Below are 21,891 nucleotides of genomic sequence, written 5' to 3'. Positions count from 1 at the left end.
GCCGCCGGCGGCAATGCCAGCCTGATGACGATCTCGGTGTAAGCCTACCCGCAGCGTAGCGGAGTCATCCCATCCGCTGAGACGGGCGCCCGGACCTTGTGTCCCGGCGCCCGTTTTTCTTGCCGGCGTACAATATTGCTCCCCCTGCGGGCGGTGCGCGGCCGGAATGTCTTGCAATCGGCACGGCCAGCCCCATCTCGACAGGACGTGGGGCGGCCAGGCCGGCCCCGCAGCACCTACGCATATATTGAACAGAGGCAAGCATGGAACAATTTCACGGCACCACCATCCTTTCCGTCCGTCGCGGCAACCAGGTCGCGCTGGGCGGCGACGGCCAGGTGACGCTTGGCAACATCGTCATGAAGGGCAGTGCGCGCAAGGTGCGCAAGCTCTATCACGGCAAGGTCCTGGTCGGTTTCGCCGGCGGCACGGCTGACGCCTTCACCCTGCTGGACCTGTTCGAAGCCAAGCTGGAAAAACACCAGGGCAACCTCATGCGCGCCTCGGTCGAGCTGGCCAAGGACTGGCGTACCGACCGCATGCTGCGCCGCCTGGAAGCGATGCTGCTGTGTGCCGACCGCGACACCACCCTGGTCATCACCGGCAATGGCGATGTGCTGGAACCCAACGATGGCATCGGCGCCATCGGTTCCGGCGGCAGCTACGCGCAATCGGCTGCCAAGGCCCTGTATGAGAACACCGAGCTGACCCCGGCCGAGATCGTCAAGAAATCGCTCACCATCGCCGGCGAGCTGTGCATCTACACCAACCTGAACCACATCATCGAGACGCTGGATTAAGGCTGGATTAAGGCTGGATTAAGCCCCGGCCCCGGTATCACACCGCGCCCGCTCTCCTGATGAACCGTCACAGCGAAAAGATCACCACCATGAACATGACCCCCAAGGAAATCGTCTCCGAACTCGACAAGCACGTCGTCGGCCAGGCCCGCGCCAAGCGCGCGGTGGCCATCGCGCTGCGCAACCGCTGGCGTCGCCAGCAGATCGAGGAGCCGCTGCGCCACGAGATCACGCCCAAGAACATCCTCATGATCGGCCCCACCGGCGTGGGCAAGACCGAGATCGCGCGCCGCCTGGCCAAGCTGGCCGATGCGCCCTTCATCAAGATCGAGGCGACCAAATTTACCGAGGTCGGTTACGTCGGCCGTGATGTCGATACCATCATTCGCGACCTGGTCGACATCGGCATCAAGCAGACCCGCGAAGTCGAAACCCGCAAGGTACGCACCCGTGCCGAGGACGCCGCTGAAGACCGCATCCTGGACGTGCTGCTGCCGCCGGCACGCGATTTCGGATTCACCTCCGAGAATGGCAGCAGTGGCGAGAAGGACGACAAGAACACCACCCGCCAGACTTTCCGCAAGCGTCTGCGCGAAGGCGCGCTGGATGATCGCGAGATCGAACTGGAATTGAACGATGCTGCGCCCACCATGGAAATCATGGCGCCGCCGGGCATGGAAGAAATGACCGAGCAGATCAAGTCAATGTTCTCGGGCATGGGCAACCAGCGCAAGAAGGCGCGCAAGATCAAGATCAAGGAAGCCATGAAGCTGCTGATCGACGAGGAAGCCGCCAAGCTGGTCAACGATGAAGAGCTCAAGCTGAAGGCCATCACCAACGTCGAGCAGAACGGTATCGTCTTCCTCGACGAGATCGACAAGATCGCCACCCGCTCGCAGAACGGCAACGCCGATGTCTCGCGTGCCGGGGTGCAGCGAGACCTGCTGCCGCTGGTGGAAGGTACGACCGTCAATACCAAGTACGGCATGGTCAAGACGGATCACATCCTCTTCATCGCCTCCGGTGCCTTCCATCTGTCCAAGCCGTCGGACCTGATCCCGGAACTGCAGGGTCGCTTCCCGATCCGGGTGGAGCTGGATTCGCTGTCGATCGCCGATTTCGAACGCATCCTGACCGGCACCGATGCCTGCCTCACCAAGCAATACGAAGCCCTGCTGGCCACCGAAGGCGTGAAGATCGAATTTGCCGACAGCGGCATCAAGCGCCTGGCCGAGATTTCGCACACGGTCAATGAAAAGACAGAAAACATCGGTGCCCGACGGCTCTATACGGTGATGGAAAAACTGCTGGAAGAAATTTCCTTCACGGCCGGCGAGGCCGGTGTGGACGGGCTCATGATCGACGGTGACTATGTCAACGAACGCCTCGGTGAGCTCGCGGTGGACGAAGACATGTCGCGCTACGTCCTGTAGAAATTGGATAAAACGCGCGGGAGCTTGCGATGGCCAACAAGACATTGGGAACACGGCAGAAACTAAGTTTTCGGGTCGAACCGTCGCAGTCCCGCCCGCGCAATCCGGTTGCCTTGGCAGCCCAGCAGCGTGCCGGTGGTGCGGGTCCGCATCGCAAGAATGCATCGGCCCAACGGCAGCAGTTGAAGGCCGAACTGCAGAGCAAACTGGGCGGTAATGACAAGGATTGACCAGCCACTGCAGGGCTGCAGGGAAGATGTATCAAAATGTTAGATTTTGATGAGAGCGCCGGTAGAAATGCTGGCGCTTTTTTCATTGGCGCGGTGCGCTTGCAGATGAGAAGCAGCTGCGCAATGCCAGATGAGGCGATAAAAAAATACAACAATTGCCATTTCAATCTTTCGCTCCCGTCTAAAAAATGACTTGTATCGACCAAGGTGCAGTCATGCGCGACGAGAAGCATTAATGTCTGTCCATCCGACTGCAAGTGCGGATCCTCAAGACTATTTTTAGAGAAGGACGTCACATGAAAAAATCTCTGCTGGCACTCGCCGTTCTGGGCGCGTTCGCAGGCGCAGCACAAGCGCAAAGCTCCGTCACGATCTACGGTATCGTCGATACCGGTGTTGTCTACCAAAGCAAGGTTGCTACCGCCAACGGCGGCACCGGCTCCAAGTTCGGTCTGAACTCGGGCATCATCCAAGGTTCGCGCATCGGCTTCAAGGGTGCTGAAGATCTGGGTGGCGGCCTGTCCGCAGTCTTCAACCTGGAAGCTGGCTTCAGCAACGACACCGGCGGCCTGCAAGGTTCCGACGCCACCACCGGTTCCAACCTGTTCCGCCGCAAGTCGGTGGTCGGTCTGGCTGGTAACTTCGGTACCGTCCTGCTGGGTCGTCAAACCGACTTCGCTGACACCATCTCGGCTTACACCGCCGTGCAAGACTTCGGTGGCTGGGTCAACAACTCCGGTTCCGGTCTGGATCGCCTGCAAGGCACCCGTACCAACAACTCGATCAGCTACACCACGACCAACCTGAGCGGCTTCACCGGTAACCTGATGTACGGCTTCGGCGAAACCGCTGGCCAGACCTCCGCCGGTCAATCCTTCGGCGTTGGCGGCAAGTACGACAACGGTCCTCTGGGTCTGGGCATCAACTACTACCAGTCCAAGGCTGGTTCGACCCCGTCTGACGTTTCGCTGATCCCGACGACCTCGACCACCCCCAGCATCAACACTCTGCCGGGCACCGCTGGCAGCTCCGCTCAGAAGGTCCTGAACGTGGCAGCGTCGTACCAGTTCGGTCCGGCACGCGTGTACGGTAACTACTCGCGCGTGAAGCAAGACCTGAACACCCAGGCCAACCTCACCGCCATCGGCGTGGGTTCGCTGACCACCGTGACCAACCGTACGCTGGCCCGTTCCAACAAGGCTGACATCTACGAAATCGGTACCGCTTATTCCTTGACCCCATCGCTGAAGCTGCTGGCGGCCGTGGACCACACCCGTGCTACCTTCGACGGCGTGGGCACCAAGGCCAAGCTGACCCAGGTCAGCCTGGGTACCGACTACTGGCTGTCCAAGCGTACCGACCTGTACGCCTTCCTGGCTTACACCAAGGCTAGCGATCTGGTCAATCCGGGCGTCTCCGACAGCACCGGTAACGATGGCAACCAAGGCGCCGTCGCCGTGGGTATCCGCCACAAGTTCTAATGTGAATGAGCAGCGTCGTCGACTTTGACGACGCCTGCCCGATCCACAATCGGACTAGCAGTAATCGCAGTAATAGCAGTAATAAAGGCGCCGCATGAGTTTCATGCGGCGCTTTTTTCATGCTTTTCGACGATTTCGCTTTTGTTAGTTTTCTGTTTCTGTTTCTTACATTTTGCAACAATAAAAATCAGGTCGTAAAAACCTGATGTTTGCTTCGCATTCGACTCGGTTTCGCTTTCCTCAGGAGGGCTGCAGGCGGCCCGGAAACCCCGTTTGTTGTGTCGCAAAATACTCGCCTTTACATCGCTAAATCCTGACGAAACCCTGACTGGTGGCCGATCTTGATGACTGTAAAGAAAGCGTAATAAGCCTTCCTGTTTGCGCACTTTTCCGCGCCGCACTGCTCTAATATTCGCCATACATTTTGATGCTTGCAGGAATCACCTCCCGACCTCATGTCTGACGACGGGTCACTTGCAGCATCACCCTTCACGCTCTGATAGCGGCATCAATTTCTAAGTTTTTGATGCATACGGAACCGACGCAGCTTTCTGCGCCGGAGGGGATTTCTTTTCCCCGGATTTTGTTTGCAGTCGCAAGCGCAACAGCAAGCGCAACAGAAAGGAAGCAACATGGCCACAAGAGAAGAGCTGGCAGTCATCAAGGCGGCCCGTGCCGGAGAATCGCGCGCACAACTGGCTCTGGGTCGACGTTATCTCAATGGCGGCAGCGGTCTGCCGCGCAGCAAGGGCACTGCGTTCTATTGGCTGCGCCGCGCCGCGCAGCAAGGCGTGGACGATGCCTGGATGATCATCGGCCGCAACATCACCTATGAGCAGGTCAAGGACCTGTCCTCGCCCCAGGAGGCCGCGGTCTGGTACGAAAAGGCCTTCGAGGCCGGCGTACCGCAAGCCGGCCTGATCTTTGCCCGGCTGGTGCTGGAGCATACCGATCAGTTCGACAGCAATGCCCATGCGCGCGCCATTGCCGCGCTCTCCCTGCTGGCCAGTCGCGATGATCACCAGGCCCAGTGGCTGCTGGCGCAGCAGATGCAGCGTCACGGCCAACCGGTGGTGCCGGGTGCGGCCTCCTCGGCAGTCGAAGAAAGGCTGATGCAGGAAGCCGCCCGCGCCGGTATCGAGCAGGCCCAGTACGCCCTGCTCGACAAGGCCTGGCAACAGGGGGAGGGCGAGGCCTTTGCACGTGGCGCACGGCCACTGGTGCAGCGACTGACGGAGCGCAATAGCGCTGCCGTCGGCCAGCTGGAGAAGGAATCCGATGCCACCGGCCTGGTGCAGTTGAGCCCCGAGGAGGCCACGCTGCTGCTGCGCTACGGCCAATGGCGGGCGCGTGCGGCGCAACCCGATCTGCAGGAATTGATGCGCCTGTTCGAACTGGCCGCCGTGGCCGGCGAGAACGAGGCGCGGCTGGAACTGGGCCTGCTGTGCGCCAAGATCGACCGCCAGGGACAGCGCGTGTTCATGGAACAGGGCCTGGCCAACTTCAAGAAAGCCCTGCACTGGCTGGTGCTGGCGGGAGAAGGCGGCAGTGCGCCCGCCTGGCATGCGCTGGCACGCATCTATTCGCGTTCCATCTATTCGCAGCGCAATCTGCAGGTGGCGCAGCAATATCTGGAAAAGGCGGCCGAGGCCGGCCTGACCGAGGCGCAGGCGGAGCTGGCGCACATCTTCTGGCGCAATCGCCGCGACGACCCCATGCATGACATCAAGGCCCTGTACTGGTGGCAACAGGCTGCCGCCCGCGGCGATGCGGAATCGGCCGAGGCGCTGCTGCCGTTCCAGGCGCAGGAAGATGCGCAGGACTGGGCGGTGCAGGCGCGTGCGCAGTTGAGCGAGCGGCTGCGCAACAGCAACCCCTTCCTGAGTGCCCGCATCGAACTGGCGGCCATCTTCGGCCTGACCAAGCCGGAAGCGCTGCTCATCGACATCAAGCAGGCCGATTACGGCCACTGTCTGGTGGTCGACATCTGTGCCCATCATGCCCGCAGCAAGCGGCGCCTGATCGCGGTGCAAAGCGAGGCGCAGCGCGCTGCGATCAACCGCGTCAGTCGCCTGTTCGGCGACGTCGACTGCGGCTTCAGCGGCCCGGAAGGCAATTATCGTCAGCGCCAGTACCGCCTGCGTACTGCCTTTCCCGAAGCCGCCTGAGGCGATGTGCCGGCGCTATGCCTACATGTGGTAGCGCAGGCTCAGCGCTACGTTGCGCGGGGCGCCCGGCAGGCTCAGGTTGGGGCTGCTGCCGTGGCCGGAGATGATGTAGCCGGTGTTGAAGATATTGCCGACGTTCAGTTGCAGCTCATAGCGGGCCGTGCGGTAGGCCGCCATCGCATCGGCGGTCACGTAGCCGGGCAGGGTGACGGTATTGCCCGGGTTGGCAAAGCGCGCCCCCACGGCATTGGCGCCACCGCCGACGATGAAGCCCTCGCCCAGTTCCTTGGTCAGCCACAGGTTGGCGCTGTGACGCGGCGTCAGGGTGGCATTCTTGCCCTTGAAGGGTACACTGCCGGCCGCCGTGACGCTGGTGTCGAAGGAGGATGACTCGGTGATCACCGCATCCAGGTAGGCGTATCCGGCCAGCAGCTTCCAGCCCTGCTTGAGGTCGGCACTGAAGGTGAATTCGGCGCCATCGGTGCGCTGCTTGCCGACCGGCACGATCGTATTGTTGGGCAGGGTCGACTTGATGTTGTCGCGCTCCAGGCGGAACACCGACACGGTGGCGCTGGCGCGACCTTCCCAGAAATCATATTTGGCGCCGACTTCCGTATTGCGCGTGTTTTCCGGTGCCAGGTCGGCGTTGTTGGTGGCCAGCGCGAAGTTCTCACCCGAGGGCTGGAAGGAGCGGCTCCACGAGAGGTAATAGGATTGCGTCTCGCTGGGTTGCCACACCAGGCCGGCACGCGGACTGTAGGCGGTATCGGTGCGCGACAGGTTGCTGGGCACGCCGGCGGCCGACACCAGCCTGGCCTGCTGGCGGAAGCTGTCGTGGCGCAGACCGACTAGTGCCTTCCACTGCGCATTGAGGGTGATGCTGTCCTGCAGATAGGCGGCAAAGGTGTCATAGGTGCCGTAGGTCAGCGATGGCGCGGCCACCCGGTCAGGATTGACCAGCGGCAGCACCGGATTGAAGATCGAGACCGGCGCCACGCCCGAGGTGCCACCTGCCACGGCCACGCCGCCGTAGGTAGCGGCGTCCTTGCTCTGGCTGCCCACCTCCACCCCATAGAGGATTTCATGACGGGTCTGGCCCAGCGTCAGCTTCTGCGTCAGCTCGCTCTGGTTGAACCAGCCGTTTTCATCACGCACCAGCTTGGCATGGTTCAGGGCCATGGTGCCGTTGGTTTCGTTGACGTTGCCGTTGATGTTGGTGTTGTTGCGGTTGAGGTGGTAATCGTAATAGCGCAGGCCGTTGCGGAAGGAAAACTCGTCGTTGAAACGGTGCGTGAAGGTCGCCGTGGTGGACGCCACGCGTGACTGCACGAAGTCGGCGTCGCGGGCATTGCGCGCACCGAAGTAGGTGCCGGGGTCCACCGCCACCGGACGTCCACGATAGGACGGGATGCCGAAGTCCATGACGCGCCGGTCTTCCAGGTAGTCGGCCTGCAGCAGCAATTTGGTATCGGCCGAGAAGCGCAGGGCCAGGGAGGGCGCGATGGCCTTGCGGTCGATGAATTGCTGGGCGCGATAGCTGTCGCCACGTTCCACGGCGCCGGTCAGGCGCCAGGACAGCGCGCCGTCGCCGGCAGCGCGTCCCAGGTCCAGCTCGGCGCGCCGACCGGCGGTGCTGTTGGCGGTGATGCCGACGTCGCTGATATCCACGCCCGGCTTCTTGGTCACGCGGTTGATCAGGCCACCCGAGGAGCCGCGGCCATACAGCACGGCGGCCGGACCCTTGATCACTTCCACATTTTCCACATTGGACAGGTCGCGGAAATACAGCGCGTCATCGCGGAAGCCATCCACGAACTGGTCCCCGATGGCGGTAAAGCCGCGGATGAACACCTGGTCGCGCTGGCCGTCGCCGGTGGACAGGCCCAGCCCGGGCACGTTCTTCAGGACATCCTGCAGCGAGGCCGCATTCTGGTCGCGGATCACCTGGGCCGGCACCACGTTGATGGTCTGCGGCACGTCGCGCAGCGGAGCTTCGCTCTTGGTGCCGCTGACCGCGGTCGGCGCCACATAGCCGTCATTGGTGCGGGCACCGCTGACTTCGATGGCGGGCAGGGAGGAAGCGGATTCCTGCGCCCAGGCCAGGGAGGACAGGGAGGAAAGGGAGCAGGTGGCCAGGACGGCCAGGTGCAAGGGATGCAGGCGGAAATTCATTTTATTCTTCACAATAAGGTCAATTAATAGGAATAATTATTATTCGTATTAAATGACGATTGTAAGAAGATGTAAATAGAAAGCTGCATACTTGCCATGCGCTCCCATCAAATGGGAATGACAAGGCCAGTGCGCCCGCCCGCGAGGGCAGGGTTACATCGTGTAAGTCAAGGAATCGGGGGAGAGGGCCAAGCGCGAGGGCGCTCGGCTTCAGTGCAGGTGGATCGCCTGTTCGCCGTCGGCACCGCCATCCGGGCCGGCCTGGCCGAAGGAATACAAGGAATAGCTGGTGCCATCGTCGTCGGCCTCGTACTGGTAGGAATTGCCCCAGGGGTCGCGTGGCAGGCGGTCGACGTAGCCGCCGATGGCCCAGTTGGCCGGCACCGGTGCCCGCGTGGGCTTGATCACCAGCGCCAGCATGCCCTGCTGGGTGGTGGGGTAGCGGCCATTGTCCTGGCGATAGCGGTCCAGGCCGCTGGCGATGGCCTGCATATCCTTTTCGGCGGCCATGGCTTGCGGGCTGTGGTCATGGTTGAAGCGTGCCACCAGCGGCGGCAGTGCCAGGGCGGCGGCCACCGCCAGCACGGTCAATACCAGGATCCAGCGCAGGCGCGCCAGGCCGCGCTGCAGGAACAGGAAAGCAGGATGTTGCCGCGAGGGCAGGGAAGAACGGCGCATGGAAGCGGCTGGCTTGGTCAAGGGAGCAAGGGGACAAGGAGACGATAGGAACTCAACGCTGCGCAACACCGGCTTGCGCACAGACGAGCGAGGTGCCGCCCACTGCCGATACCGACGGCGGCGGCCCGGCACTGGCCGGTCATCAGGGCTGCAGGGTCACCGGCACGCCGGCCTGACTGCTGACCACTTCTGACAACGTGGCATAAAACTCGCTGCCATCACGGCTGTTGAGCCAGTGCTGGCCGTCGAATTTGTAGTGGAAGCCGCCGGAACGGGCTGCCAGCCACATTTCCTGCATCGGGGCCTGGCTGTTGATGATGATCTTGGAGCCATTGCCGATGCACTCGATCTCCAGCACATTGCCGCTGCGGCTGCATTCCACGTCCAGCTCGCTGGCGTCGCAGGCGTCTTCCAGCGCCGTTTCGATGGCGTTGAGGGTGGCATCAGCCAGGTCCAGGAATTCCGATTCGGTCATGCTACACTCCAAGGCATTCTAAGATTTCGATGTAATCCGACATTTTATCGTGAAGTCACACTATTCTCCCGTCCGTCGTGCAGCTTCCCTGGCCCTTTGTGCCGCCGTCCTGATGCTGGCCGGCTGCGGCCAGAAAGGTCCGCTGTACATGCCCAAGGTGCCGCCCGACCCGTTTGCGCATACCCAGCCCAAACCGGCGGCCCCGCAGCCGGACACCAAGGCTGGCGCGCAGCAGGGTGGCGACGTGACCCCGGCGGCAACTGACGCCCCCGCCAAATAGGCCTTCCCGCTGCGTGACCCCGAGGGCCGCGCAGGCAATATCGCAAAATAGCCGCAAAGCGGTGCCGAACCCGTCCAGCGCGGTCGGCGCCGGATTCCCCAACAGTTCAGATTTCAGATTTCCCGGATATCCATGTCCCACTTTTCCTACCGCAATGGCGCTCTGCACGCCGAACAGGTTTCGCTGCAGGCGCTGGCCGAGCAGTTCGGTACGCCGCTCTACGTCTATTCCAAGGCTGCCCTGGTCGAGAACTTCACGGCCTATGCCGACGCCTGCCGCAAGGCCGGTCGTGCCGAAGGTGCCAATGATGCAAGGGGTGGGGCGCTGGTGTGCTATTCGGTCAAGTCCAACTCCAACCTGGCGGTGCTGAACCTCCTGGGCCGTCTGGGTTCGGGCTTCGACATCGTCTCCGGCGGTGAGCTGCTGCGCGTGGTGGCTGCCGGCGGCGATGCCCGCAAGGTGATCTTCTCGGGCGTCGGCAAGGGCCGCGACGAGATGAAGCTGGCCCTGGAACATGACATCCTCTGCTTCAACGTCGAATCCATCCCCGAGGTGGCGCGCCTGAACGAAGTGGCCGGCGCCCTGGGCAAGCGCGCCCGCATCTCGTTGCGGGTGAACCCGAATGTGGATGCCAAGACCCACCCCTACATCTCCACCGGCCTGAAGGAAAACAAGTTTGGCGTGGCCTATGAAGATGCGCTGAACTGCTACCGTGCCGCCGCCGCCCTGCCCAATATCGAGGTGGTCGGCATCGATTGCCACATCGGTTCGCAATTGCTGGACGACTCGCCGCTGCTGGAAGCGCTGGACAAGGTCATCGACATGGTCGACACGCTGGAAGCCGAGGGCATTCACATCCATCACCTCGACATCGGCGGTGGCATCGGCATCCGCTACGACGACGAGCAACCGGTGGCCATCGGCGACTACCTGGCCCGCGTGTTCGCCCGGGTCGACGCCTGGCGCGCCAGCAAGTACGACGGCCGTCCGATCCAGGTCATGTTCGAACCCGGCCGTTCGGTAGTCGGCAATGCCGGCCTGCTGCTGACCGAGGTGCAATACCTCAAGCATGGCGAAGGCAAGAATTTCGCCGTGGTCGACGCCGCCATGAATGATCTGATGCGCCCGGCCATGTATGAAGCCTGGCACGGCGTGAAGACCGTCAAGGAAAATGCCGGCCAGGCACGCATCTATGATGTGGTCGGTCCGGTCTGCGAATCCGGTGACTGGCTGGCACGCTCGCGTGAGCTGGCCATTGGCGAAGGCGACCTGCTGGCCCTGATGTCGGCCGGCGCCTACGGCATGACCATGGCCTCCAACTACAACACCCGCGGCCGCGCCGCCGAGGTGCTGGTCGATGGCACGCAGGTGCATCTGGTCCGCCAGCGCGAGCAGCCGGCCGATCTGTTTGCGCTGGAAAAGATCGTCGACTGAGTTTGTTGTCGTTCCAATAAGCGGCAGCCCCGGAAACGCGGCTGCCGTTTCCTTTTCAACAGCGTTTATTGATCGGCCGGCAATACGCGCCGGTGCTGGGCCTCAGATATTTTTTGCAGAGCCGCATTTTTGTTTTGCCTTTCAGAAATTTGGGCGCAAAATAGCCGTCCGTCCAAAGAACAAATAACGCATCTCGACAAGCCTGGCGCGCGAGCAGCAACGCGCCACCGGAGACCAGGCAAGCCAACAGGCCACAGGACGACAGGGAGAAGACCATGCCACCGGGACGGTGGTCGGTAGCGCAACACAGGGGAATTCCATGCAAGTCCTGGAACGCACAGAGGGAGATCGCGACAAGCGGGTGCACGGCGAGGGCGCCGAAGGCGACCTGGCGCCTGCGCATCCTGGCGCCTCCACATCCACCGCATCATCATCCGCAGCATCAAGCCCAGCATCAAGCGCGCCCAGCGTCGAGGAGCTCGAAGTCCGCGCCTCGCATATCACCGCCGCCGCCGTGGCTGCAGCTGCCGTCACGGCCGCCGTGGTGACCGCCGCCGGCGAGGAAGCCACGATGCGCACCGAACGCGTGGCACAGGAGCAGCCCGAGGCGAGCCGCCGCCCGGCGCCCAGCGGCCCGCGCAGCGAACCGCAGGTGGCAGCCTCCACCCGTGGCGCCCTGCTGGTCTCGCTGTTGACGCTAGCCATCATCGGCCTGGCCCTGTGGCTGGGTGCGCAATGGCCGCAACGCTCGCTCAAGCCGATGCTGACGCAATTGCCGAGCTTTTCCCGGCCCGCGCCGGTAGCACCTGCTGCCGCAGCCCAGCCGGCTGTCGAAGAAAGCAGCGCAGCGGCCAGCCTGGAGGCACCCGGACCTGACGCCATCGCCCAGTTGCAGCAGGAAGCCGATGAAAAGGCGCGTCTGCTGGCACAGAAGCGCGCCGCCGCCGAGGCCCGTCATCGCCGCGAGGATGCCGCCCTGGCCCTGCGCGAACAACGCCGGCGCGAAGCCGAGGCACAACTGGCCAATGCCCGCGCCCAGGCCGAGCGTGCCCAGGCGGCGGTCACCCCACCGCCAGCGGTGGCGACTCCGGCTGCGCCATCCCTGGCAGAGCAGGTCAAGCAATGCAGCGCGCTGTCGCTGTTCGCCCGCGAAAGCTGCCTGTGGAAGCTATGCGACGGCAAGTGGGGCAAGAATGGCTGCCCCTCCTACGAGCGCAATAACGAAGGCGCCTGAGCCGGCGCCGCTGCAGCACCTCTTTCTCCCATCCCCCTTTCCGGATTGTCTGGATTGTCAGATACGGCCCGGCCGGTACCGCCCTCACGGGGCGCGCCCAGCCGGGAGCAATTCTTGCTTGCCTGAAGGCCGTCGGCGCATGACGGCAAGCCCGCCTGTGGTCCCCCCACGACAGATGAAAAGTCTTGCCGCAAGCGGTTTTGCGAACGGTTTTTGCCGTTGACTTGCCGCTATAATGCGCGTTTTTCTTCCCTTCCCTGCAAGGAAAAAGGCATGAATGCACTGCTCTGGTTCGTCGTCCTCTACTGGGTCATCTCGGTGGCCATCGGTCTGTATGCCACCCGATACGTCAAGAGTTCGAAGGACTATGCCGTCGCCGGCCGCTCGCTGCCGATGTCGGTGGTGACCGCGACCGTGTTTGCGACCTGGTTCGGTTCGGAAGCGGTGCTGGGGGTGTCTTCCACCTTCCTCAAGGAGGGCCTGGGCGGCATCGTGGCCGATCCCTTCGGCTCTTCGCTGTGCCTGATCCTGGTCGGCGTCTTCTTCGCCAAGCGCCTGTACCGGATGAATCTTCTGACCATCGGCGACTACTACAAGAAGCGCTTCGGCCGCGCTGCCGAGATGCTGGTGACGATCTGTATCGTCATTTCCTACCTGGGCTGGGTGGCCGCGCAGATCAAGGCCCTGGGCCTGGTCTTCAACGTCGTCTCGGGCGGCTACATCCCCATGCACTGGGGCATGATCATCGGTGCCGGCAGCGTGCTGATCTATACCCTCATGGGCGGCATGTGGGCCGTGGCCATCACCGACTTCCTGCAGATGATCATCGTGGTGGTCGGCATGCTCTACATCGGCTACGAAGTCTCGGGCATGGTCGGCGGTCCCGGCGTGGTGATCGGGCATGCGGCCGAGGCCGGCAAGTTCAATTTCTGGCCGGCCGCCGAGCTCAAGGACGTGCTGTGGTTCTTCGCCGCCTGGATCACCATGATGCTGGGCTCGATCCCGCAGCAGGACGTGTTCCAGCGGGTGATGTCGTCCAAGAACGAAAACGTGGCCCGCAATGCCTCCATCCTGGGCGGCGTGATCTATTTCTTCTTCGTCTTCATCCCCATCTTCCTGGCCTACTCGGCCACGCTGATCGACCCCGCCATGGTCTCGCGCCTGCTGGAGACCGATTCCCAGCTGGTCCTGCCGACCCTGATCATGGAAAAGATGCCGGTCTTCGCCCAGGTGATGTTCTTCGGCGCCCTGTTGTCGGCCATCAAGAGCTGCGCCAGCGCGACCCTCCTGGCCCCCTCGGTGACCTTCACCGAAAACGTGCTCAAGGAAATTCGTCCCTGGAAGAACGACCGTGAATTCCTCTTCACCATGCGCGCCGTGGTGCTGGTCTTCACCATCGGTGTTACCGCGCTGGCGCTGAACAGCCAGTCCAGCATCTATGAAATGGTCGAGAACGCCTACAAGGTCACCTTGGTGGCGGCCTTCGTGCCCCTGGCCTTCGGCGTCTACTGGCAGCGCGCCACCCGCCAGGGTGCATTGATGGCCATGGTGCTGGGCCTGGTGTCCTGGATCACGCTGGAATACACCGCTCCGGAAGGCCTCTGGCCGCCGCAACTGGCCGGCCTGCTGTTCTCCATCGGCGGCATGGTGGTCGGATCGCTCATGCCCCAGGTGCTGGCACCGGTGGCCCCCATCGCCGTGGTACCGGCCGAGGGAACGGTCCAGTCCTGAGTTCTTCTTGCCAGCCTGAAACGGTCGCCCGGCTCTGCCGCGCGACCGTTTTTCTTTTTGCGCGGCCGGCAAGAACTGATGCAAACCGTGCTGTCAAAGTGAGTCTACGGCCGGGCTTTTCGAATTAATTCGATGTCAAAATAGTAATAATTCGAGAGGTTATCGGAACTTATTTGCTTTCCATCAACCTGAAATGACATGACTGAGCAAACTCGCCCCTACGATTTTGCTGCCGATGCGTTGTTTCTGGATTTCGACGGCACCCTGGTCGAACTGGCGCCACAACCCGAAGAGATCGTGGTGCCGCCGGAACTGATCACGCTGTTGCAGCGACTACAACAAGAATCGGACGGCGCGCTGGCCATCGTCAGCGGCCGCCCCCTGGACCAACTCGACTTCTTCCTGGCGCCGTTGCGCCTGCCGGCCGCGGGCGTGCATGGCGCCGAACGGCGTACCGCCGATGGCCGCATCCTCCAGCAGCCGGTGCCGGACGCGCATCACCTGCGCGAGCGCCTGCTGCCGCTGGTGCAGGGCAATCCCGGTCTGCAGCTGGAACTCAAGCGCGGCGCGCTGGCGCTGCACTACCGGCACGCCGCCCACCTGGAGCAGCGCTGCGTGGAAACCATGATGGACGCCCTGCGCCACGAACCCGGCTTTTCCATGCTGCACGGCAAGATGGTGGTGGAGGCCAAGCCCCACATCAACAAGGGTGACGCGGTGGCGGCGTTCCTGCATGAAGCGCCTTTCCGCGGGCGTCGCCCGGTCTTCATCGGTGACGACGTGACCGATGAAGCCGGCTTCGCCATCGCCCAGGCCGAGACCTATGGCGGCCTGGGCATCAAGGTCGGTACCGGCCCCAGTCAGGCGCAGCAGCGGCTGGCCGATCCGGCCGCGGTGCTGGCCTTGCTGCGAGAGGCCATCCCCGCACGCAGCCTCAGCGGATGACCGCCCGGGCGCAGCACGCGCCCATCATCGCCTTCCATCAAGAAATCTGACCCACAGAACAGAGCACGAGGAACCATGAGCCAGCCCAGCCCCGACCCACAACAGGAAGCGCAGCCGCAACCGCACTCGCAGACCCAGCATTCCGAACAGCCGCACCTGGCCGCCCAGGCGCACGACATGCCCTCCACCTCCTCGCTGGACCTGGGGGTGATCGGCAACTGTGCCTTCTCGGCGCTGGTGGACAAGATGGGCCGCATCGTCTGGTGCTGCCTGCCGCGTTTCGATGGCGACCCGGTCTTCAATGCCCTGCTGGACCCCACCGACAATGGCGCGCTGTGGGCCTTCCAGCTGGAGAATTTCTCCCACAGCGAGCAGTGGTACGAACCCAATACCGCCGTGCTGCGCACCCGGCTCTACGATACGCTGGGGCAGGGCATCGAAATCACCGACCTGGCGCCGCGCTTCCAGAGCCGTGGCCGCTTCTTCCGCCCGCTGCAGCTGGTGCGCCGCATCCATCCGCTCTCCGGCGCGCCGCGCATGCGGGTGGTGTTGCGTCCGCGCTTCGACTGGGGCCGTGATATCCCCGCGCAGACCCGCGGCAGCAACCACATCCGCTATGTCGGTCCCGAGCAGACCCTGCGCCTGAACACCGATGCGCCGATCAGCTACATCGTCGACGAGACCGCCTTCGTGGTCAGCCGCCCCTATAACTTCATCCTGGGCCCGGACGAAACCCTGCACGGCGGCATCAACGACACCGCGCGCGATTTCGAACAGGAAACCACCGCCTACTGGCGCAACTGGAGCCGCGCCCTGGCCACGCCGCTGGAGTGGCAGGATGCGGTGATCCGTGCGGCCATCACCCTGAAGCTCTCGGTCTTTGAGGACACCGGCGCCATCATCGCCGCCATGACCACCAGCGTGCCCGAGGCGCCGGGCAGCCAGCGCAACTGGGACTATCGCTATTGCTGGCTGCGCGACGCCTTCTTCGTGGTGCGCGCCCTGAACAGCCTGTCCGAACTGGGGACCATGGAAGACTACCTGCGCTGGCTGACCAACGTGGTGGTGCGCTCCGGCGGCGGCCATGTGCAGCCGCTGTATGGCATCGGGCTGGAAGAAGCGCTGCCCGAGCAGATCCTGGACCATCTGCCGGGCTACCAGCACCACCAGCCGGTTCGCGTGGGCAACCAGGCCTACGAACACTTCCAGCATGATGTCTACGGCAATATCGTGCTGGGCGCGGCCCAGGCCTTCCACGACATGCGTCTGCATCATCGCGCCGGGGCCGAGCATTTCCAGCATCTGGAAGCCGTCGGCGAACGCGCCTACGAGGTTTACAGCCAGCCTGATGCCGGCATGTGGGAGCTGCGTACCCGCTCGCGCATCCATACATCATCAGCATTGATGAGCTGGGCCGCGTGTGATCGCCTGGCCAAGATCGCCGCGCGGGTCGACCTGCCCGAGCGGGCCCGCTATTGGGGCGACCGGGCCAAGGAAATCGGCGACCGTATCCTCACCGAAGCCTGGAACGAGCAGCGCCAGGCCTATGCCGAAAGCTTCGGTGGCCGTGATCTCGATGCCAGCGTGTTGCTGATGGTGGAGGTGGGCCTGATTGCGCCGACCGACAAGCGCTTCATTTCCACCGTCGAAGCCCTGGAAAAGTCGCTCTGCGATGGCCCCTACATGCGCCGCTACGAAGCGCCGGACGACTTCGGCCGGCCCGAGACCGCCTTCAATATCTGCACCTTCTGGCGTATTGATGCGCTGGCCCGCATCGGCCGCAAGGAGCAGGCCCGTGAAATCTTCCAGGCCATGCTGGATGCCCGCAACCACCTGGGCCTGCTGTCCGAGGACACCCATCCGGTCACGCGCCAGATGTGGGGCAATTTCCCGCAGACCTATTCGATGGTGGGCATCATCAACTGTGCAATGCGCCTGTCGGCGTCATGGGAGGCGGTGATCTGATGTCGCGACTCGTTGTTGTATCCAATCGCCTGGCCGATCCCCGCAAGCCCGCCGCTGGCGGCCTGGCGGTGGCGCTGGGCGAAACCCTGAAGAAGACCGGCGGCCTGTGGTTCGGCTGGAGCGGCAAGGTGGTCGAGAACGGCACGCCCGGCGAGGGCGAGCTGCGCGTGAACCAGGCCGGTAGCGTGACCCTGGCCGAGCTGGACCTGTCGCAGGAAGACCACGACGCCTACTACCGTGGCTATGCCAACGGCGTGCTGTGGCCGGTGTTCCACTACCGGCTCGACCTGGCGCACTTCGAGGCCGGCCATCTGGGCGGCTATCGGCGCGTGAACCAGCTGTTTGCGCGCAAGCTGTTCCCGCTGTTGAAGCGCGATGACATCGTCTGGATCCACGACTACCACCTCATCCCGCTGGCCGCCGAGTTGCGCGCCATGGGCTGCGAGGCGCGCATCGGCTTCTTCCTGCACATCCCGCTGCCGCCGCCGCCCATCCTGACCGCCATTCCCTCCCACGAATGGCTGATGCGGGCGCTGTTCGCCTACGATCTGGTGGGCTTCCAGAATCACGCCGACCTGCAGCACTTCGCGCAGTATGTGCAGGCCGAAGCCACGGCCGAGCCGGTCGGCCCCAACCAGTTCCGCGCCTTCAACCGCACGGTGCATGCCAATGCCTTCCCGATCGGCATCGACGTGGCCGAATTCCAGCGCCTGGGCCAGGCCAAGGAAGCGCGCGACACCTATGAAAGTACCAAGGCCGAATATTCGCGCCGCCGCCTGCTGATCGGGGTGGACCGGCTGGATTATTCCAAGGGCCTGCCGCAGCGCATCCGGGCCTTCCGCGAACTGCTGCGCCTGTATCCGGAAAACCGTCACAGCGCCACCCTGCTGCAGATCGCCTCGCCCAGCCGCGAAGACGTGGAAGCCTATGGCGACATCCAGCGCGAGCTGGAAAGCCTGTGCGGCTCCATCAACGGCGATTTCGGCGACTTTGACTGGATGCCGATCCGCTACATCCACCGCACCGTGGCCCGCCGCCGCCTGCCGGGCCTGTACCGCGCCTGCGCGGTCGCGTTGGTCACGCCCTTGCGCGATGGCATGAACCTGGTGGCCAAGGAATTCGTCGCCGCCCAGGACGAGGACGACCCCGGCGTGCTGGTGTTGTCGCGCTTTGCCGGCGCGGCCGAGCAGATGAAGCAGGCGCTCATCATCAACCCCTACGACACCCACGGGGCGGCCCAGGTGATCCAGCAGGCCTTGCAGATGTCGCAGTCCGAGCGGCGCGAGCGCCATGCTGCCTTGATGGAAAACATCCGCCAGTTCGACGTTCACTGGTGGTGCCGCGAATTCCTCGACACCCTGCGCAGCAGCCGCGCCGCTCCCGTCGAAGGCTGACTGCCCACCGGGGCAGGGTAGGGGGAGGGCAGGCCCCGAAACTTTCCCAAAAGCAAACACTTTGCCGGCGCGGCGGGGCATGCCGTCGCGCGCCAGCATCGCCGCCGCTGGCCGGTTCACTAAAACTCCGCCAAAAGCCTTTATAATTCAGGGTTTTGGAAGTTTTTTGCGGAGTTAGTCATGCCCATTTACGCGTATCGCTGCGAAGCGTGTGGTTTTGCCAAGGATGTCTTGCAGAAGATCTCCGACGATGCGTTGACCGTTTGCCCCTCCTGCCACCAGGACAGCTTCAGGAAGCAGCTCACTGCAGCCGGCTTCCAGTTGAAGGGTTCCGGCTGGTATGTCACCGATTTCCGCGGCAACGGCAGTGGTAGCGCCAACAGCAAGGGCGCCACCGGCACCGGCATTGCCGGCGCCAGCGAGGCTCCGGCCGCAGCAGGTGACGCGGCTGCTTCAGCACCCGCGGCCACATCGGCCCCGGCGGCCGCCACGCCAGCACCAGCGGCAGCGCCGGCGCCTGCTGCGCCATCTACCCCCAGCGCAAGCTAACGAGGCCTTCCTTCCCCCATGCGCAAATACTTCATCACGGGTCTGCTGATCCTGGTTCCCCTGGCCATCACGCTATGGGTACTGAACCTGATCATCAGCACCATGGACCAGTCACTGCTGCTGCTGCCCGAGGCCTGGCGCCCGCAGCACTGGCTGGGCCACAACATCCCCGGCCTGGGGGCGATCCTGACCTTGCTGATCGTGTTCCTGACCGGCCTGGCCGCGCGCAACTTCATCGGGCGTCGCCTGGTGCTGGTGTGGGAAGGTTTCCTGACCCGCATTCCGGTGGTGAAGTCGATCTATTCCAGCGTCAAGCAGGTCTCCGATACGCTCTTTTCGCCCTCCGGCAATGCCTTCCGCAAGGCCGTGCTGATCCAGTATCCGCGCCAGGGTTCGTGGACCATCGCCTTCCTGACCGGCGCCCCGGGTGGCGAGGTGAAGAACCACCTGGCCGGTGACTTCATCAGCGTCTACGTTCCCACCACGCCCAACCCGACCTCCGGTTTCTTCCTGATGCTGCCGCGTGCCGATGCCATCGAACTCGACATGTCGGTCGATGCAGCCCTGAAGTATGTCGTCTCGATGGGCGTGGTCGCCCCCGAGATGGCGGCCGACAAGAAGATCATCACCGACGCCGCGGCGCCGAAGAATTGACGGGGCGGCCGGTGCCACGCGGCCCGGCCAGCCCCGCCTTCGCCCTTAGCGTCTTCTCTCACGAATCCAACAAGAACACTGTCAACGGAATCACAACCATGTCCATGCGAACCCAATACTGTGGCCTCACTACCGAGGCACTGCTCGGCCAAACCGTTAGCCTCTGCGGCTGGGTGCACCGTCGCCGCGATCACGGCGGCGTGATCTTCATCGACCTGCGCGACCGCGAAGGCCTGGTCCAGGTGGTGTGCGACCCGGACCGCGCCGATGTCTTCAAGAACGCCGAATCGGTGCGCAACGAGTTCTGCCTGCGCATCACCGGCCTGGTACGCAACCGTCCTGAAGGCACCACCAACGCCAACCTGAAGTCGGGCAAGATCGAAGTGCTGTGCCACGAGCTGGAAGTGCTGAACCCGTCGGTGACGCCCCCGTTCCAGCTGGATGACGACAGCCTGTCCGAGACCACCCGCCTGACCCACCGCGTGCTGGACTTGCGCCGTCCGCAGATGCAGAACAACCTGCGCCTGCGCTACAAGGTCGCCATGGAAGTGCGCAAGTTCCTGGATGGCCAGGGCTTCATCGACATCGAAACCCCGATGCTGACCAAGTCCACCCCGGAAGGCGCCCGCGACTACCTGGTGCCCTCGCGCGTGAACGCCGGTGAATTCTTCGCCCTGCCGCAGTCGCCGCAGCTGTTCAAGCAGCTGCTGATGGTCGCCAACTTCGACCGCTACTACCAGATCACCAAGTGCTTCCGCGACGAAGACCTGCGCGCCGACCGTCAGCCCGAATTCACCCAGATCGACTGCGAAACCTCCTTCCTGAACGAACAGGAAATCCGTGACCTGTTCGAAGGCATGATCCGCCTGGTCTTCAAGAACGCCCTGGACATCGACCTGCCTGACCCGTTCCCGGTGATGGACTTCGCCACCGCCATGGGCATGTATGGTTCGGACAAGCCGGACATGCGCGTCAAGCTGGAATTCACCGAGCTGACCGACGTCATGAAGGACGTCGACTTCAAGGTCTTCTCGGGTGCCGCCAACAGCGAAGGCGGCCGCGTGGTCGGCCTGCGCGTGCCGGGCGGTGCCGAAATGCCGCGTTCGGAAATCGACGCCTACACCCAGTTCGTCGCCATCTACGGCGCCAAGGGTCTGGCCTACATCAAGGTCAACGAAAAGGCCAAGGGCCGTGACGGCCTGCAGTCGCCCATTGTCAAGAACATCCATGATACGGCCCTGAACGCCATCATCGAAAAGACCGGCGCCCAGGACGGCGACCTGATCTTCTTCGGCGCCGACAAGGCCAAGGTGGTCAACGATGCCATCGGCGCGCTGCGCGTGAAGATCGGCCACAGCGATTTCGGCAAGAAGAACGGCCTGTTCGACGACGCCTGGCGCCCGCTGTGGGTGGTCGACTTCCCCATGTTCGAATACGACGAAGACGGCCAGCGCTGGGTCGCCCTGCACCACCCGTTCACCTCGCCCAAGGATGGCCACGAAGACTTCATCTCGACCAATCCTGCAGCGGCCATCGCCAAGGCCTATGACCTGGTCCTGAACGGTTGGGAACTGGGCGGCGGTTCGGTGCGTATCCACCGCGCCGACGTGCAGAGCAAGGTGTTCCGCGCCCTGAAGATCGATGACGAAGAAGCCCGCCTGAAGTTCGGCTTCCTGCTGGACGCGCTGCAATACGGCGCGCCCCCGCACGGCGGCATCGCCTTCGGCCTGGACCGCCTGGTCACCATGATGGCTGGCGCCGAGTCGATCCGCGACGTGATCGCCTTCCCCAAGACCCAGCGCGCCCAGTGCCTGCTGACCCACGCCCCTTCGGCGGTGGACGAGAAGCAACTGCGCGAGCTGCACATCCGCCTGCGCAATACGGAGCCGGCTGTGAAGGCCTGATCGATTTATCGATTTTCTCGATAAACCCATCGAAAAGCGCGTGCAGGAATGCACGCGCTTTTTTATTTTTATAAATAATATAAATTTTATTCTTGCGTAACATCAGGCGGGATTCCGGTCGTCGCTGCGACCCGACGTCCGTTCTTCCTGAGTAGCGGCATCGCCGCGTATCGAAGGCACGCCTTTGCCTGCTCGCCGACCCTCGCAGGAGCGTCTTCGATACGGCCCTGAAGGGCCTACTCAGTCCGAACGGTTCCAGATGGATTCACGTGAGGACCCGCTTGTGGTTCTTGAGTCTACATTTCCCGGAACCTGAATCCATGCATGCGCTGCAAGCATGGCGGCATGCACAGATATCATTTCC

19 protein-coding genes are annotated in these 21,891 nt (G+C 63.2%); 15 read left to right on the top strand and 4 right to left on the bottom strand.

The window, feature by feature from the left end; genetic code table 11:
• Nucleotides 1-263 precede the first annotated feature (263 nt).
• The 4 genes from hslV (at nucleotide 264) to HFRIS_RS14520 (ending at nucleotide 3,944) form a co-directional block, all read left to right on the top strand.
• Nucleotides 264-800, top strand: coding sequence for an ATP-dependent protease subunit HslV (gene hslV, locus HFRIS_RS14535; protein WP_006464149.1), 537 nt, complete (start codon nucleotides 264-266; stop codon nucleotides 798-800).
• Between the two features lie 89 nt (nucleotides 801-889).
• Nucleotides 890-2,233, top strand: a complete 1,344-nt coding sequence (gene hslU / locus HFRIS_RS14530) for an ATP-dependent protease ATPase subunit HslU (RefSeq protein ID WP_006464148.1) — start codon at nucleotides 890-892, stop codon at nucleotides 2,231-2,233.
• Between the two features lie 29 nt (nucleotides 2,234-2,262).
• Nucleotides 2,263-2,463, top strand: a complete 201-nt coding sequence (locus HFRIS_RS14525; protein WP_039875846.1) for a hypothetical protein — start codon at nucleotides 2,263-2,265, stop codon at nucleotides 2,461-2,463.
• A gap of 296 nt (nucleotides 2,464-2,759) precedes the next feature.
• Entirely contained in the window at nucleotides 2,760-3,944 is a 1,185-nt protein-coding gene (locus HFRIS_RS14520; RefSeq protein ID WP_006464147.1) for a porin, read from the top strand.
• A 101-nt stretch (nucleotides 3,945-4,045) separates the two neighbouring features.
• On the opposite strand, the gene HFRIS_RS25280 is transcribed toward HFRIS_RS14520, so the two are convergent.
• On the bottom strand, nucleotides 4,046-4,363 hold the full coding sequence (locus HFRIS_RS25280) for a hypothetical protein (RefSeq protein ID WP_152486699.1): 318 nt from the start codon (nucleotides 4,361-4,363) through the stop codon (nucleotides 4,046-4,048).
• A 213-nt stretch (nucleotides 4,364-4,576) separates the two neighbouring features.
• Here HFRIS_RS25280 and HFRIS_RS14515 point away from each other — a divergent pair, with 213 nt between their 5' ends.
• A complete protein-coding gene (locus HFRIS_RS14515; RefSeq protein WP_006464146.1) occupies nucleotides 4,577-6,112 on the top strand; it encodes a tetratricopeptide repeat protein in 1,536 nt (511 codons plus the stop codon).
• A gap of 21 nt (nucleotides 6,113-6,133) precedes the next feature.
• On the opposite strand, the gene HFRIS_RS14510 is transcribed toward HFRIS_RS14515, so the two are convergent.
• The 3 genes from HFRIS_RS14510 to cyaY all read right to left on the bottom strand — a co-directional run bounded on the left by HFRIS_RS14510 (nucleotide 6,134) and on the right by cyaY (nucleotide 9,437).
• The gene (locus HFRIS_RS14510; RefSeq protein ID WP_006464145.1) at nucleotides 6,134-8,284 is read right to left on the bottom strand and encodes a TonB-dependent receptor; all 2,151 of its coding nucleotides are present in this window, start codon (nucleotides 8,282-8,284) and stop codon (nucleotides 6,134-6,136) included.
• A gap of 210 nt (nucleotides 8,285-8,494) precedes the next feature.
• On the bottom strand, nucleotides 8,495-8,962 hold the full coding sequence (gene gspG, locus HFRIS_RS14505; protein WP_006464144.1) for a type II secretion system major pseudopilin GspG: 468 nt from the start codon (nucleotides 8,960-8,962) through the stop codon (nucleotides 8,495-8,497).
• 142 nt (nucleotides 8,963-9,104) lie between these two features.
• Complete coding sequence (gene cyaY / locus HFRIS_RS14500) at nucleotides 9,105-9,437, bottom strand: iron donor protein CyaY (protein ID WP_006464143.1); 333 nt, start codon at nucleotides 9,435-9,437, stop codon at nucleotides 9,105-9,107.
• 49 nt (nucleotides 9,438-9,486) lie between these two features.
• Between cyaY and lptM the strand changes: the two genes are divergently transcribed.
• The 10 genes from lptM (at nucleotide 9,487) to aspS (ending at nucleotide 21,527) form a co-directional block, all read left to right on the top strand.
• A complete protein-coding gene (gene lptM / locus HFRIS_RS24845) occupies nucleotides 9,487-9,717 on the top strand; it encodes an LPS translocon maturation chaperone LptM (protein WP_039875843.1) in 231 nt (76 codons plus the stop codon).
• Nucleotides 9,718-9,849: 132 nt separating this feature from the next.
• A complete protein-coding gene (gene lysA, locus HFRIS_RS14490) occupies nucleotides 9,850-11,151 on the top strand; it encodes a diaminopimelate decarboxylase (RefSeq protein ID WP_006464141.1) in 1,302 nt (433 codons plus the stop codon).
• 319 nt (nucleotides 11,152-11,470) lie between these two features.
• A complete protein-coding gene (locus HFRIS_RS14485; protein ID WP_006464140.1) occupies nucleotides 11,471-12,385 on the top strand; it encodes a hypothetical protein in 915 nt (304 codons plus the stop codon).
• 273 nt (nucleotides 12,386-12,658) lie between these two features.
• The gene (locus tag HFRIS_RS14480) at nucleotides 12,659-14,116 is read left to right on the top strand and encodes a high affinity choline transporter 1 (RefSeq protein WP_006464139.1); all 1,458 of its coding nucleotides are present in this window, start codon (nucleotides 12,659-12,661) and stop codon (nucleotides 14,114-14,116) included.
• A 198-nt stretch (nucleotides 14,117-14,314) separates the two neighbouring features.
• Nucleotides 14,315-15,061, top strand: a complete 747-nt coding sequence (gene otsB / locus HFRIS_RS14475) for a trehalose-phosphatase (protein ID WP_006464138.1) — start codon at nucleotides 14,315-14,317, stop codon at nucleotides 15,059-15,061.
• 75 nt (nucleotides 15,062-15,136) lie between these two features.
• Nucleotides 15,137-17,026 carry a glycoside hydrolase family 15 protein gene (locus tag HFRIS_RS14470; protein WP_006464137.1) on the top strand — a complete coding sequence of 630 codons (1,890 nt, stop codon included), beginning with the start codon at nucleotides 15,137-15,139 and terminating at the stop codon, nucleotides 17,024-17,026.
• Complete coding sequence (gene otsA, locus HFRIS_RS14465; RefSeq protein ID WP_006464136.1) at nucleotides 17,026-18,420, top strand: alpha,alpha-trehalose-phosphate synthase (UDP-forming); 1,395 nt, start codon at nucleotides 17,026-17,028, stop codon at nucleotides 18,418-18,420. The genes HFRIS_RS14470 and otsA overlap by 1 nt, the downstream gene beginning before the upstream one ends.
• 180 nt (nucleotides 18,421-18,600) lie before the next feature.
• The gene (locus tag HFRIS_RS14460; RefSeq protein ID WP_006464135.1) at nucleotides 18,601-18,969 is read left to right on the top strand and encodes an FmdB family zinc ribbon protein; all 369 of its coding nucleotides are present in this window, start codon (nucleotides 18,601-18,603) and stop codon (nucleotides 18,967-18,969) included.
• Nucleotides 18,970-18,987: 18 nt separating this feature from the next.
• On the top strand, nucleotides 18,988-19,623 hold the full coding sequence (locus HFRIS_RS14455; RefSeq protein WP_006464134.1) for a DUF502 domain-containing protein: 636 nt from the start codon (nucleotides 18,988-18,990) through the stop codon (nucleotides 19,621-19,623).
• Between the two features lie 98 nt (nucleotides 19,624-19,721).
• Entirely contained in the window at nucleotides 19,722-21,527 is a 1,806-nt protein-coding gene (aspS, locus tag HFRIS_RS14450; protein WP_039875839.1) for an aspartate--tRNA ligase, read from the top strand.
• The last annotated feature ends 364 nt before the right edge of the window (nucleotides 21,528-21,891 follow it).

The organism is Herbaspirillum frisingense GSF30 (assembly GCF_000300975.2).
GTDB lineage: Bacteria > Pseudomonadota > Gammaproteobacteria > Burkholderiales > Burkholderiaceae_D > Herbaspirillum > Herbaspirillum frisingense.
Note: the sequence above shows the minus strand (reverse complement) of the source record. Positions and strands in the feature narration are given on the sequence as shown.

Excerpts from the sequence above, each read along its gene's own strand:
- HFRIS_RS14460 (WP_006464135.1), top strand. The coding sequence starts at position 18,601 with ATGCCCATTTACGCGTATCGCTGCGAAGCGTGTGGTTTTGCCAAGGAT.
- HFRIS_RS25280 (WP_152486699.1), bottom strand. The coding sequence starts at position 4,363 with ATGGCGAATATTAGAGCAGTGCGGCGCGGAAAAGTGCGCAAACAGGAA.
- aspS (WP_039875839.1), top strand. The coding sequence starts at position 19,722 with ATGTCCATGCGAACCCAATACTGTGGCCTCACTACCGAGGCACTGCTC.
- otsB (WP_006464138.1), top strand. The coding sequence starts at position 14,315 with ATGACTGAGCAAACTCGCCCCTACGATTTTGCTGCCGATGCGTTGTTT.
- otsA (WP_006464136.1), top strand. The coding sequence starts at position 17,026 with ATGTCGCGACTCGTTGTTGTATCCAATCGCCTGGCCGATCCCCGCAAG.
- HFRIS_RS14470 (WP_006464137.1), top strand. The coding sequence starts at position 15,137 with ATGAGCCAGCCCAGCCCCGACCCACAACAGGAAGCGCAGCCGCAACCG.
- HFRIS_RS14480 (WP_006464139.1), top strand. The coding sequence starts at position 12,659 with ATGAATGCACTGCTCTGGTTCGTCGTCCTCTACTGGGTCATCTCGGTG.
- HFRIS_RS14455 (WP_006464134.1), top strand. The coding sequence starts at position 18,988 with ATGCGCAAATACTTCATCACGGGTCTGCTGATCCTGGTTCCCCTGGCC.
- HFRIS_RS14515 (WP_006464146.1), top strand. The coding sequence starts at position 4,577 with ATGGCCACAAGAGAAGAGCTGGCAGTCATCAAGGCGGCCCGTGCCGGA.
- lysA (WP_006464141.1), top strand. The coding sequence starts at position 9,850 with ATGTCCCACTTTTCCTACCGCAATGGCGCTCTGCACGCCGAACAGGTT.
- HFRIS_RS14525 (WP_039875846.1), top strand. The coding sequence starts at position 2,263 with ATGGCCAACAAGACATTGGGAACACGGCAGAAACTAAGTTTTCGGGTC.
- HFRIS_RS14510 (WP_006464145.1), bottom strand. The coding sequence starts at position 8,284 with ATGAATTTCCGCCTGCATCCCTTGCACCTGGCCGTCCTGGCCACCTGC.
- gspG (WP_006464144.1), bottom strand. The coding sequence starts at position 8,962 with ATGCGCCGTTCTTCCCTGCCCTCGCGGCAACATCCTGCTTTCCTGTTC.
- HFRIS_RS14485 (WP_006464140.1), top strand. The coding sequence starts at position 11,471 with ATGCAAGTCCTGGAACGCACAGAGGGAGATCGCGACAAGCGGGTGCAC.
- hslU (WP_006464148.1), top strand. The coding sequence starts at position 890 with ATGAACATGACCCCCAAGGAAATCGTCTCCGAACTCGACAAGCACGTC.
- hslV (WP_006464149.1), top strand. The coding sequence starts at position 264 with ATGGAACAATTTCACGGCACCACCATCCTTTCCGTCCGTCGCGGCAAC.
- cyaY (WP_006464143.1), bottom strand. The coding sequence starts at position 9,437 with ATGACCGAATCGGAATTCCTGGACCTGGCTGATGCCACCCTCAACGCC.
- HFRIS_RS14520 (WP_006464147.1), top strand. The coding sequence starts at position 2,760 with ATGAAAAAATCTCTGCTGGCACTCGCCGTTCTGGGCGCGTTCGCAGGC.